Origin of the sequence: Pseudoalteromonas umbrosa (assembly GCF_030125375.1) — a bacterium.
In the GTDB taxonomy this organism is placed as follows: domain Bacteria; phylum Pseudomonadota; class Gammaproteobacteria; order Enterobacterales; family Alteromonadaceae; genus Pseudoalteromonas; species Pseudoalteromonas umbrosa.
The window spans coordinates 104677-117805 of the sequence record NZ_JASJUU010000002.1 but is presented as its reverse complement, the minus strand read 5'-3'; the positions used below and the strand labels follow the sequence as shown (position 1 = coordinate 117805).

Here is a 13129-nt window from a genome sequence, read left to right as displayed (position 1 = left end):
GCTTGCTTTTTTATGCGTTACGTAAAGTTATTTTACTTCTTTACCTGCCGCTTGTTGGTCTGCGTGGTAACTTGAACGAACAAACGGGCCACATGCTGCATGTGAAAAGCCAATTTCATCAGCGTAGTCTTTCAGAGCGTCAAACTCTGCTGGTGGCACGTAGCGCTTAACGGGCAAGTGGTGCTTCGAAGGCGCCAAGTACTGTCCAACTGTTAACATGTCTACGTTATGTTCACGTAGGTCTCTTAAGACTTCTTCAATTTCAGAGATCTCTTCACCTAATCCTACCATCAAACCTGATTTGGTCTTAACTTCTGGGTGTGCTTCTTTGAAGCGGCGAAGTAACTCTAGAGACCATTTATAATCAGCACCTGGACGCGCTAATTTGTATAGTCTAGGCGCAGTTTCCAAGTTGTGATTAAATACATCAGGTGGCGTTTCGGTTAGGATCTCAAGTGCTCTATCCATACGGCCACGAAAATCAGGGACTAGGATTTCAATGGTGATCCCCGGATTATGCTTGCGGATCTCTCTGATACAGTCTGCAAAATGCTGTGCGCCGCCATCACGTAAGTCGTCGCGGTCTACTGAGGTAATCACCACGTACTTAAGTTTCATGTCTTTAATTGTCAGTGCAAGCTTTTCTGGCTCAGCTGCATCAGGCTTTAACGGGCGACCGTGTGCGACATCACAGAATGGGCAACGACGAGTACAAATAGCGCCTAAAATCATGAATGTCGCTGTACCGTGGTTAAAGCACTCAGATAAATTAGGACAAGATGCCTCTTCACAAACTGAGTGTAAGCCATGCTTACGCATTGCGCTTTTAATGCCTTCAATTCGCTCACTTGATTTTGGTAAGCGGATTTTAAGCCACTCAGGCTTGCGGAGCATTTGCTCTCGCTCAGTTGGTAGTACTTTGACCGGAATTAATGCCATTTTTTCGGCATCGCGTAATTTTACACCCGGCTCCATTTTGACTGGTTTACTCATTCGTTCTCAAACCCTTCAGTGTGAACAACATGCTCAGCGTTAATGCGCTTAAGCATATGCTTAATAAGCCCGTTACCTGCTTCTTCAAGCGTAGCAGGCCCATTTAAATCGCTAGTTTGTATCATCTCCATGCCTGCATAGCCGCATGGGTTAATACGCAAAAATGGACTAAGGTCCATGTTGACATTGAGCGCAAGTCCGTGGAATGAGCAGCCTCGTCTAACTCTTAAGCCTAAAGAAGCAATTTTGCAATTGTTGACATAAACACCTGGCGCATCAGCTTTAGCATAGGCATCGATATTGTACTCTTGCAATGATTCAATAATGGTTTCTTCAAGCCAAGTAACCAGTTCTCTTACGCCAATTTTCAATCGGCGCAAATTGAACAAAACATACATCATTTGTTGGCCGGGTCCGTGATAAGTCACCTGACCGCCTCTGTCAACTTTAACAACAGGAATATCACCTGGTGCAAGTACGTGCTCAGCTTTACCTGCTTGACCTTGAGTAAAGACAGGGCTATGTTCAACTAACCAAATTTCGTCGGCCGCTGAGTCATCACGCTGATCAGTAAAGTGCTGCATTTTTTGCCAAATAGGCTCGTAACTTTGTCGCCCAAGGTGGCGAATGATGACGTTATGGTTGCTCATGGACTTCCTTCACTACAGTACGTAACGAACAGCTTCGATACTACCTAGCTCAGTGTATATCTGCTCAATGTGCTCTTTTGACGTCACTGTTGCAACCAAAGTGACAGATTCATATGTGCCTTTGCTACTTGGCTTAACTTTTGGCGCATAATCACCAGGCGCAATGGCTTGCATTTTGGTAAGAATCTGATCGGTTAGATCAACATTAGCCAAGCCCATGACCTTAAAAGTAAACGGGCAGGGAAATTCTAAGTACTCATCAAACTTAGTGTTTTTTACAGGTGTTACCACGACGGTTTCCTCACTACAGATACTAAGCAATGATTGTGTAATGTGAATTGTTTTCACTTAGGCATCATTACCTCAATAATGGCGGCATTCTATCATTTTTATGGCAAAAAAAAACGCCTCAAATAGAGGCGCTGTTGCTTTATATACGTACTTGGTACAGGGTTATTGCATGATCTGTAAACGTAAGTAGTCGTAAATGCGGCTGAAGAAACTACCTTCTTCAATTTCTTCAAGGGTGACGAGTGGATATTCAGCAATATCTTCACCGTCTAGTTGCAAGAATAGCGTACCTACAGTACTGCCTTTCGCAAGAGGAGCAGTTAGTGTTTGGTCTAACTCAAAGTGTGCTTTTAAGTTTTTGCGCTGGCCGCGTGGAATAGTGATTGGAGTATCTTGTGTGATACCCAAAGAGACAGTCTCTTTATTACCCATCCAGATTCGCTGGTCTGCAAAGCTGTCACCGGCTTTGTAAGGAGTGATTGTTTCAAAAAATCTGAAGCCGTAGTTTAATAGCTTTTTACTTTCGACTTTTCTTGCTCTCTCACTTTCAGTACCCATGACAACTGCGATCAGTCTCATGTCGCCTTTGGTTGCTGAAGTGACTAAGCTATAACCCGCCTCTGCTGTGTGGCCCGTTTTAATACCATCAACGTCTAAGCTTGCATCCCACAGTAGTGAGTTTCGGTTATATTGCTTTATGCCATTAAAAGTAAAGGATTTTTGCTTATACAGTGCATATTCTTCAGGCACGTCACGTATTAGTGCTGCACCTAAAGTTGCCATGTCTCTTGGCGTTGTATACTGTTCTGGCGCATCTAAACCGTGGCTGTTAATAAAGAAGCTATTGGTCATACCAAGCTTTTCGGCATGTGCGTTCATTAAGTCAGCGAATGCACTTTCACTGCCAGCTATATGTTCTGCCATTGCAACACATGCATCATTTCCAGATTGAATAATAATACCGTGGTTTAAATCATCAACACTGACTTTTTTGCCAACTTCGATGAACATTTTTGATGATTCTGGAAAGTTTTTTGCCCAAGCTTTTTCGCTGATGGTCACCATGTCTGTTGGCGCGATGTTTCCAGCTAGAATCTCAGTACCAATGACATAGCTGGTCATCATTTTTGTTAAACTAGCAGGCAAAAGTTTGGTATCCGCTTCGCCCTCTGCAATCACTTTACCGGTTGTAAAGTCGACGAGGAAATAACCTTTTGCACTCATTTGCGGTGGAGAAGGTATGATCTGTGCGCTTGCCGAAAATAATGACAAAGAACACACGACACCAAGGATTTTTTTAACTACTTTTGGTTTAAATACTGTCATCATGCTCGCTTTTTAATTTAGTTTGGGCAGTTACTTGCTTTTGTACTGCCCAGCAGGTTTTATTTTTGTTCTACATGCCATTCAGTGTACTTACATGTTGGCTTTAAGTCGCGGAACAAAAATTACGTAATTCAGATTACGAATATTTTAAAGTTCATATTCGCTATAAAGCAAGAAGGCTTTGTTAAATTCACCTTCTTGTAAGGTTTTTAGCACCTTTTGCGCTGTCTGGTCATCTAAAATCGGTCCAAGTCGCAATTTGTAAAGATTATCTTCAAAAGCGATAGGTGTACCTAATTCAAATTTATTAGACAACTGAGACGCCAACGCCTTCACATTTTCCATGTTACTGCCAGCTGCAACTTGTACATACGTCAAACGTGGATTTTTACGGTCAATAGTAATGGCTTCAATCTTAACCTCCGCTGTACCTTGCAAATGGTATCCAAGCTTGTAAGCGGCTGCATAAGAGAGATCGATGATTCGGTCGTCATGAAATGGGCCGCGGTCATTTACTCTGACAATTGCGCTGACATTATTTGCTAAGTTAGTGACTTTAACAAAACTAGGTAAAGGGAGTGTTTTGTGCGCAGCTGTCATATCAAACATATTGAAGGTTTCACCATTGGAAGTGTAGTAACCATGAAATTTGCGTCCATACCATGACGCTGTACCTGTTTGTGTAAAGCCTTTTTCATCTGAAATAGGCGCATAACTTTTGCCCAGTACAGTATAAGGACGACCCGCACTGACGCTTTTTGGTTCGTTGGTAACTTTTGCATCTTGCATTTCAAGCTCAGTCGGTGCACGTAAAGGCGCTTTGTCCTGACTTGTATGATATCTGCTGCTACAAGCGCTCAAAAGTAAAATGGCACTTAAAGGGAGAAGTAATGTTTTTTTCATAGATTATTTTAGTAGCATTTTTTTATCTGTTGCTATCGCCATTATGATACCGAAACCAGCCATCAGTGTAACCATTGAAGTACCGCCATAGCTGATCAACGGTAAAGGAACGCCAACCACAGGTAATAATCCTGAGACCATTCCAATGTTGACAAAAATATAGACGAAAAATGTGAGTGTGAGCGCCCCAGCAAGTAACTTACTAAATGCCTCTTGTGCATTGACTGCTATGTATAGCCCTCTACCAATAATAAATAGATAAACACTCAATAGCATAACGACGCCTAGTAAGCCGAATTCTTCGCTCAGTACAGAGAATATAAAATCTGTGTGGCGCTCAGGTAAAAACTCAAGTTGGGACTGTGTACCATGCAACCAGCCCTTCCCTTCAATGCCACCGGAACCGATGGCAATTTTTGACTGAATAATATGGTAACCGGCGCCGAGAGGGTCGCTTTCGGGATCGAGTAAGGTCAAGACTCGCTGCTTTTGATACTCGTGCATGACAAAGTGCCACATAGCAAATGCGCCAGGTATGGCCAATAGCACGCTGCTCCCGATTAACCGCCAACTTAAGCCAGATAAAAATAAAACAAAAATGCCTGAGCTTGCAATGAGCAGAGAAGTCCCCAAGTCTGGTTGCTTTTGAATGAGGATAGTAGGCACCAGCACAATGGCAAAGCCGATAATGATATGTAAAATCTTGGGTGGTAGCTGCTGCTTACCAATGTACCATGCTACCATCATAGGTACACCCAATTTCATAATTTCTGAAGGCTGAAATCGTGTAACTCCAATGTCTAACCAGCGCTTTGCACCGTTAATTGTAATACCAAAAAAGAATACGCCGATAAGCATGATCAACCCGACTGTGTAGAGCGGAAATACCAGTCTTTTTAGGGTGTTTGGTGAGATTTGAGCCATGACTAACAATGCAACGATGGCACCAAGCATGCGAGTTGCATGGCGAGCCATCATATCCATATTTTGACCGCTGGCACTATAAACGACTGCAAGGCTTCCAGCCATCATGAGAAGTAGTGCGATAAGTAATGGCAGGTCAATGTGAATTCGTTGCCAGAACGAGCGTCGTTGTCTTAATTGATTCATTTACCCTCCGTGTGACTTGGGTAAGCTTCGAAGTAATAATCCATGAGCTTTCTTGCAATAGGCGCAGCAATAGTTGAACCGCCACCTTGGTTTTCAACAATCACGGTAACAACGATACGCGGGTCATTGTATGGAGCAAAGCCGACATAGATGCCATTATCTCGGTGTTTTTCTTTTAGGCTATCTGCGTCGTATTTTTCACCTTGTGCGATACTGACGATTTGGGCCGTCCCTGTTTTACCTGCCGGATCATATGTTGCTCCAAGGAAAGCCTTATGTGCTGTACCTCGGGTTTTTTTTACTGTGTTGTGCATTGCATCCAAAGCTATTTTCCAATGGTGTGGGTTCTTTAGTACCACAGGAGGCTTCTCTTCGGTGTACATTTGCTCCACATCATTGTTTTGCTTCGCAACTTGTACCAAGTGCGGAGGGCGGTGTATCCCTTTATTAACTAGAATAGAAACGGCGTTGGTAATTTGCATTGGTGTAGCCGTCCAATAGCCTTGTCCTATGCCGACGGATATGGTGTCACCTGGCCACCAAGATTCTTTAAAGCGCTGGCGCTTCCACTCTGTGGTTGGCATGATGGCAGCCGTTTCCTCATGAATATCAATACCAGACAGATCACCAAAACCAAATTGGCTCATAAAGTTACTGATTTTTGTGATGCCAAGCTTATAAGCGGTCTCATAAAAATAGGTGTCGCAAGATTGTTCAATCGCTTCATAGACGTCAACATGTCCATGTCCCCACCTTAACCAGTCACGCCAGCGGTGCTCTACATTAGGAATTTGGAAGAAGCCGGGGTCCCAAATTTTGGTTTCCTCTTTTACGATGCCTTCCTCTAATGCCAAAATGGCAAGGTGTGGCTTCACGGTAGAAGCTGGTGCATACCTGCCTTGCGTTGCGCGATTAATCAAAGGTCTGTCTGGGTTGAGCAGCGCTCGGTAGTCTTTGCTGCTAATGCCATGTACGAATAAATTGGGATCGTAGCTTGGATTTGAATATAGGGCTAAAATCCCTCCATCTTTAGGGTCCATCACCACGATTGCGCCCCTAACGCCCTCAAGCACTTCTTGGGCTATTTTTTGTAAACCAATATCCAAGGTGAGCACTAAATCCTCCCCAGGCTTCGGGTGCTCGATACTGAGAGAGCGAATAATACGACCTCGGTTATTTACTTCGACACGTTGCGAGCCAACTTGGCCATGCAGGCGTTGCTCATAGAATTTTTCTATGCCCAATTTACCAAAATCATGAGTGGCACGGTAATTTTTAGCAAGTCCTTGAGATTCTAATTCACTAAGCTCTTTTTTGTTGAGCCTAGAGACGTAACCCAGCGCATGCGTCAGTGCATCACCATATGGGTAGTGCCTAGCAAGTCTGGCTTCAACACTAAAGCCGGGGAAGCGGTGCTGGTTAACGGAAAAAGTTGCCACTTCTTGCTCATTCAATCGGGCCTTTAAAACTTGGCTTTTAAAGCGCCTAGAGCGACGATTACTTTTTATGACAGCGTTTTTTTGTGTCTCGGTAATGTTGATGATTGCACCGAGCTGTTCTAACGATTGCTCTAAATCTGTTACTTGCTCAGGGATCACTTCAAGATTATAAACTGGCCTGTTTTCCGCAAGCAATACACCATTTCTATCGTAAATTAAGCCACGATTTGGCGCGATAGGAATGACCTTTATCCGGTTATCATTCGAACGCGTTTGATAGGTTTCGTGCTTCTCAACTTGCAGAGTATAGATGTTATTAAGAAGCACTCCGATAAGGATCACGACAAAAACAAAGCCAACAAACGCGCGGCGCGCAAATAAATTGGCTTCAGCGCTGTGGTCGCGGATCGTTGGCCGGTTTTTTATCATGAAATACTTATTCTCTGTGATAAGGATGGTTGTTGTTTAAGCTCCAGCCACGATAGAGGCTTTCAGCTACGACAATTCTTACCAGCGGATGTGGCAGAGTAAGATTAGAGAGTGACCACTTTTGCTCTGATGCAGCTATGCACTCTGGTGCGAGTCCTTCAGGTCCACCAATCAGTAAACTGACATCACGGCCATCAAGCTGCCATTTTTCCATGTTGTTTGCTAATTGATGCGTATCCCAAGGTTTGCCAGTAACTTCAAGGGTAACTATACGGTTTCCCTTTGGGATTGCTGCGAGGGTTTTTTCACCTTCTTGTTGCAAGATCCGTTTGATGTCAGCGTTTTTACCGCGTTTACCCGCAGTAATTTCAATCAGCTCTAGTGGCATGTCTTTGGGGAAACGGCGTTGATATTCTTTGAACCCCGTTTCAACCCATGCAGGCATTTTTGTACCAACAGCGATTAACTGAATTTTCACACTAGCCCCAAAGCTTTTCTAAGTCGTAAAAATCACGCGTTTGGTCTTGCATAACGTGTACAACAACATCACCTAGGTCGACAAGCACCCATTCACCGCTGTCTTGTCCTTCGTGCCCAAGTGGAGTTTCACCTGCGTGACGCGCTTCTTTTGCGACGTGCTCAGCAATAGATTGAACATGACGTTTTGAGTTGCCAGAACAAATGACCAAATAGTCTGTGATGGAAGATGTTTCTCGCACATCTAGCTTTACAATATCACGGGCTTTCATATCGTCGACTTTATCAAGCGCAAAGTCTAATAGTTGTTTTGAATCCAAATCAGGGTCTCTTTACAATATACACTTCAAATAAGGGCGCAATTCTAACATGATTTCCAGCAGAATTCCCAAGCGGATCAGCGGCGATTAATGCGCGTACAACCCATTATTATTAATATAAGCTATGACTTTCGGTGACAACCAAGGTTCAATGGATTTACCAGATTTTATTGCTAAGCGTATTTCACTTGATGCCGCGGAAAATGTTTGACCGGTCAAAAAGTGACACTTACCAGCTGTAGATTGGTGCAAAGATGCAGGAGCGGATACTTGCGCCTTTGCTAAATATGATGCCAATTGTTCACAAGGTGCATATTTATCACCCGGTCTTTCGTAAACAACAATATGGCAAAGTTGGGTAATTGCTTGCCATTGATACCAGGTATGTAAGCTGTTGAATGAGTCCATGCCCATTAGGAAGGCGATAGGGGTATTTGGGTGCTCATTCCTAAGCTCTTGCAGGGTTAAAACTGTATATGAAGGTTCTGTCCTAACAATTTCTCTGGTATCAATGGTGAACTTTGGCTCAGTATCTGTAGCCAGTTTTAACATGGCTAGACGATGCTCTGTGGTGATGCTAGGCCCTTGTTTATGAACAGGCGTTGCATTAGGTATAAAGGACAAAGCACTCAAAGAAAGTTCTTTCAGGCAATGCTTTGCCATGTTGATATGGCCTAAATGAATAGGGTCAAAGGTACCACCAAATAGTGCGATCATTACTTTGTTGCTCCAATTTGGTTGCTCTCATCAGAAAATGGCATTGGGAAGTTAACGGGTTGACAAAAACTCAACGCAATATGTGCCAAACCCTGGAAGGGTGCGCTGAGTAAGTTGCTTTTATACGCGGAATCAAATTGTGCCAGTAAACTAATGATGAGCTCTAGCTGTGTTATTGGTAACCTATCTAGCGCCTGTTGTGTTGATGCTTGCTGGTTTTTCCAAATATTATACTGTTTGAATAGTTGAGAAATTGGCTGACCTTGTACTAATGCGCGTTTAATATTTAAAAGCGTTTGTGCCTGGCTTTGGATAGTCCAAGCAACGCTGGTTGGCTCAATATTATCTTTGGCTAACTTGTTCAGTATTTTAATAATGTACTTTGCATTACCTTTAAGTAAGCCATCATTTAAATCAAAAATATCAAATTTAGCTTGGTTTAACAGTCCGCTCATTAACTGCTGTTGGTCGATAAGTGCATCTTTGTAAAGCAAAGATAGTTTTTCTAGTTCCTGAGAAGTAGCGAGCAAATTTCCTTCTGTTGCCAGCAAAAGGCTGCGTTTAGCATCGCTTTTTAGATTTACCTTTAATCGCTTGCATTCTTCATCTAGCCATTTTTCTAAATGGTAGCCAGTTAATGCATAACAAGGGACAAATAAGCCTTTTTTATCGAGCGCTTTGAACCAGCCGGAACGCTGTATATCTTGGCTGGCTTTTGCGCCCTTTAAGATGAGGATAACATCTGGGTTAATACTCGCAGCAAGTTCCTTGAGTATGTTCACGCCATGTGTTGGCGGCTTTTGTTGGTTTAGGTCTAGTTCAATGATGGTTCGAGCACTGAATAAAGACATACTATTGTATTGTGCAATTAACTCTTGCCAGTCAAAGCCCGGTAGCAGGGCAAACTTAATTACCTCATCATAGCCTTGTTTTTTAGCCGCTTGACGAATGTTGAGTACACAGTTGTTCTCTTGAAATGGCTCTTCGCCAAATACCAGATAGAATGGGTGCAGGTCTTTACTTAATTGACCTGCTAATTGATTTGCATAACAGCGCATTAGAGTTGTGACAATTCGCGAATAATTCGTTTGGTAGCAAGCTTACGCATTTCACCAAGGATAATTTCTAATTCTTTTGATTTTGCAAGTGAGTTAGTTGGGTCATCTTGATAATTTCGATATAACTCAAAGCTTTGCTCTATGGGATCTTGATCTGGGCGTGCTAAGCGGTATGACACTTTATAGGCAAGTTCATATTGAGCGACTTGACCATTTTGAAACAAACTTAATGTTTGCCTATTTAGCTCATCCTGATACAAATGTAGCTCAGCAGTGTACTTTGTATTTTTATGTTCAATTTGGTCGTTAATTTTTACTTGTGAACGTTGTAACTCATACTTTAGCTGCTCGAAGAGTGCAGATTTCTGGTCATCCCCAGTGAGGTGTAACACTCTCAAATCTTCTGGGATATAAGATGCTTGCTTAAGGTGAAAACCACAGCCTGAGACAGCAAAACAGACCAGCAAAATTGCTAGTCCGTTTTTAATGTCTGCAAGCGAGCGAACAGCGGAGCCAATCTGGCTCGCTGTTGAAATGACTTGCTGAACATAGCCAATCATTAGTTTGCAACCACATTAAGTAGTTTGCCAGGTACATAAATTACTTTACGGATGGTTTTTCCGTCAGTGAATTTAGTCACATTTTCTTCGGCAAATGCAATCGCTTCTACTTGCTCTTGAGTTGCATCAGCTGCGACAGTTAGTTTGGCGCGAAGTTTACCGTTAACTTGAACAACGATAAGTTTCTCATCTTCAACTAATGCACTTTCATCTACAACAGGCCAAGACGCATCTAAAACATCACCTTCATGGCCTAGTTGTTGCCATAACTCGTGACACATATGTGGCGTAATTGGCGCTAACATAATGATGGTCGCATTGAGCGCTTCATTTGCAAGCGCGATATCCTGCTCATTTTCAAGTGGCGCTTTAAGCAGTTTGTTTGATAGCTCCATGATTGCAGCAATAGCTGTATTGAATGTTTGGCGACGCTCAACATCATCAGAAACTTTAGCAATGGCTTTATGGATTTCGCGGCGAAGTGCTTTTTGGTTGCCAGAAAGCTTGCTTAGATCCAAGTCTGCTTTGCCTGCATTCTTCACATCAACTGCATATTTCCAAACACGGCGAAGGAATCGCTGTGCACCTTCAACACCAGAATCAGACCATTCAAGCGTTTGCTCAGGCGGCGCTGTAAACATCATAAATAAGCGAACAGTATCTGCACCGTACTGTTTAATTACAGTTTGTGGGTCAATACCATTGTTTTTAGACTTAGACATCTTACCCATGCCTGCAGACATGACAGGTTCGCCATCGTCTTTGTGCCATGCTTTGATGATGCGGCCTTTGTCGTCTTTTTCAGTTTCCACATCAAGCGGAGAAATCCAGATATCACCGCCTTTTTCGTCTTTGCGGTAATAAGTATCAGCCAAAACCATACCTTGACATAGCAGACGCTCAAATGGTTCATCAGAATTAACTAATCCGAAATCTCTTAGTAGCTTGTGGAAGAAGCGAGAGTAAAGTAGGTGCAATATTGCGTGTTCAATACCACCAATATATTGGTTAACAGGTAGCCAATAATTAGCTGCGCCTGGCTCTAGCATACCTTCATCGTAGCGAGGGCTACAATAACGCGCATAGTACCAAGAAGACTCCATGAAGGTGTCGAATGTATCCGTCTCATGGAATACTTGCTCACCATTCACCGTTGCTTTTGCCCACTCAGGATCTGCTTTGATTGGTGAAGTTACACCATCCATCACAACATCTTCAGGCAGTCGAACTGGCAACATATCTTCAGTTGCAGCCAGCTCAGAACCATCTTCTCTATTTAGCATTGGAATTGGAGAGCCCCAATAACGCTGACGGCTTACACCCCAATCACGAAGGCGGAAGTTTACTTTGCGCTTACCTGCATTTTGAGCTTCAAGCTTATCTGCAATTGCATTGAAAGCCCCATCGAAGTCAAGACCATCAAACTCACCAGAATTGATAAGTACGCCTTTCTCAGTGAATGCCTCTTTGGTTAAATCAGCTGTCTGTTCAGCATCTGCCTTAGGGCTTATGACTTGTTTGATTTCAAGGCCATACGCAGTCGCAAATTCATAGTCGCGTTGATCATGGCCAGGTACAGCCATCACCGCGCCAGAGCCATAGTCCATCAAGACAAAGTTGGCGATCCAGATTGGTACTTCTTTGCCTGTTAATGGGTGAATAGCTGTAAAGCCTGTCGCGATGCCTTTTTTGTCCATTGTTGCTAAATCAGCTTCAGCTACTTTGGTATTTTTGCACTCATCAACAAATGCAGCAACAGCTTCATTATTTTGTGCAGCTTCCAAAGCAATTGGGTGACCTGCCGCAACAGCAACATAAGTTACACCCATAAATGTATCAGGGCGTGTTGTATAAACGGTGAAGTTTTCGTTGTTGTCAGCGCGTTTGAAATCGATCTCTAAACCTTCAGAGCGGCCAATCCAGTTGCGCTGCATGGTTTTAACTTGCTCTGGCCAGTGATCTAGCTTGTCTAAATCGTCTAATAGCTCTTGTGCATAATCAGTAATTTTAATAAACCACTGAGGAATTTCTTTTTGTTCTACAAGTGCACCCGAACGCCAACCGCGACCATCGATTACTTGTTCATTCGCAAGAACTGTTTGGTCAACAGGGTCCCAGTTTACAGTAGACATCTTTTTATAAACTAAGCCTTTTTCGTAAAGCTTAGTGAAGAACCATTGCTCCCACTTATAATATTCAGGGTGGCATGTTGCGATTTCACGGTCCCAATCGTATCCGAAGCCTAGTTGCTTTAATTGACCACGCATATAGTCGATGTTTTCATAAGTCCATTTAGCTGGCGCAGTATTGTTTTTGATAGCTGCGTTTTCAGCTGGTAGGCCAAATGCATCCCAGCCCATAGGCTGCATGACATTCTTGCCTTGCAAGCGCTGGAAGCGCGACACAACGTCACCGATTGTATAGTTACGGACATGACCCATGTGGAGCTTTCCACTCGGGTAAGGGAACATAGACAAGCAGTAGTATTTTTCTTTGCTTTCGTCTTCGACTACTTTAAATGTTTTGTTTTCTTCCCAATAGGATTGAACCTTGGGTTCGATTTCTTGTGGGTTGTATTGCTCTTGCATTGACGTTTCCAGACTTCTTGCAAACTGATTGTAAAATTGGTCAATAGCATACCCGAAAAATCAGCTTGATCACAGCGTCTGATAAGCATTTTCAGCTGAATTATGTGTTTTTAGTTGATTTCGATTGGTTCAATTATCAGCTCACTAAATAGTTAATTAATGAAGGCTCGATGGCCCTTTTCGAACGGTGCTCTATAATTGGCTTATATCAGCAATATTATCCAACACTTGTTGTGATGACTTCATAAATCAATCGTTTCAGCAGATT

The 13129-nt window shown here is 43.0% G+C and carries 13 protein-coding genes; all 13 read right to left on the bottom strand.

Annotation, left to right across the window (positions count from 1 at the left end):
* Nucleotides 1-27: 27 nt before the first annotated feature.
* A complete protein-coding gene (lipA, locus tag QNM16_RS07705; RefSeq protein ID WP_063355361.1) occupies nucleotides 28-993 on the bottom strand; it encodes a lipoyl synthase in 966 nt (321 codons plus the stop codon).
* The gene (lipB, locus tag QNM16_RS07700; RefSeq protein WP_237137130.1) at nucleotides 990-1643 is read right to left on the bottom strand and encodes a lipoyl(octanoyl) transferase LipB; all 654 of its coding nucleotides are present in this window, start codon (nucleotides 1641-1643) and stop codon (nucleotides 990-992) included. The genes lipA and lipB overlap by 4 nt, the downstream gene beginning before the upstream one ends.
* A gap of 12 nt (nucleotides 1644-1655) precedes the next feature.
* Entirely contained in the window at nucleotides 1656-1934 is a 279-nt protein-coding gene (gene ybeD, locus QNM16_RS07695) for a DUF493 family protein YbeD (protein WP_039611602.1), read from the bottom strand.
* 162 nt (nucleotides 1935-2096) lie between these two features.
* Entirely contained in the window at nucleotides 2097-3260 is a 1164-nt protein-coding gene (locus tag QNM16_RS07690) for a serine hydrolase (RefSeq protein WP_237137197.1), read from the bottom strand.
* Between the two features lie 147 nt (nucleotides 3261-3407).
* Complete coding sequence (locus QNM16_RS07685; RefSeq protein ID WP_284019971.1) at nucleotides 3408-4163, bottom strand: septal ring lytic transglycosylase RlpA family protein; 756 nt, start codon at nucleotides 4161-4163, stop codon at nucleotides 3408-3410.
* 3 nt (nucleotides 4164-4166) lie between these two features.
* Nucleotides 4167-5273 carry a rod shape-determining protein RodA gene (gene rodA, locus QNM16_RS07680; protein WP_284019970.1) on the bottom strand — a complete coding sequence of 369 codons (1107 nt, stop codon included), beginning with the start codon at nucleotides 5271-5273 and terminating at the stop codon, nucleotides 4167-4169.
* The gene (gene mrdA, locus QNM16_RS07675; RefSeq protein ID WP_284019969.1) at nucleotides 5270-7141 is read right to left on the bottom strand and encodes a penicillin-binding protein 2; all 1872 of its coding nucleotides are present in this window, start codon (nucleotides 7139-7141) and stop codon (nucleotides 5270-5272) included. The genes rodA and mrdA overlap by 4 nt, the downstream gene beginning before the upstream one ends.
* Before the next feature lie 7 nt (nucleotides 7142-7148).
* Complete coding sequence (gene rlmH / locus QNM16_RS07670) at nucleotides 7149-7619, bottom strand: 23S rRNA (pseudouridine(1915)-N(3))-methyltransferase RlmH (RefSeq protein WP_063361820.1); 471 nt, start codon at nucleotides 7617-7619, stop codon at nucleotides 7149-7151.
* A gap of 1 nt (nucleotide 7620) precedes the next feature.
* Complete coding sequence (rsfS, locus tag QNM16_RS07665; RefSeq protein WP_063361819.1) at nucleotides 7621-7938, bottom strand: ribosome silencing factor; 318 nt, start codon at nucleotides 7936-7938, stop codon at nucleotides 7621-7623.
* Between the two features lie 87 nt (nucleotides 7939-8025).
* A complete protein-coding gene (gene nadD / locus QNM16_RS07660) occupies nucleotides 8026-8655 on the bottom strand; it encodes a nicotinate-nucleotide adenylyltransferase (RefSeq protein ID WP_284019968.1) in 630 nt (209 codons plus the stop codon).
* Nucleotides 8655-9713 (bottom strand): DNA polymerase III subunit delta, encoded by a 1059-nt coding sequence (gene holA, locus QNM16_RS07655; protein ID WP_284019967.1) that lies wholly within the window; start codon nucleotides 9711-9713, stop codon nucleotides 8655-8657. Before holA ends, nadD begins: the two co-directional genes overlap by 1 nt.
* Entirely contained in the window at nucleotides 9713-10273 is a 561-nt protein-coding gene (locus QNM16_RS07650; protein WP_284019966.1) for an LPS-assembly lipoprotein LptE, read from the bottom strand. The genes holA and QNM16_RS07650 overlap by 1 nt, the downstream gene beginning before the upstream one ends.
* On the bottom strand, nucleotides 10273-12861 hold the full coding sequence (gene leuS / locus QNM16_RS07645) for a leucine--tRNA ligase (RefSeq protein WP_284019965.1): 2589 nt from the start codon (nucleotides 12859-12861) through the stop codon (nucleotides 10273-10275). Before leuS ends, QNM16_RS07650 begins: the two co-directional genes overlap by 1 nt.
* Nucleotides 12862-13129: the final 268 nt, after the last annotated feature.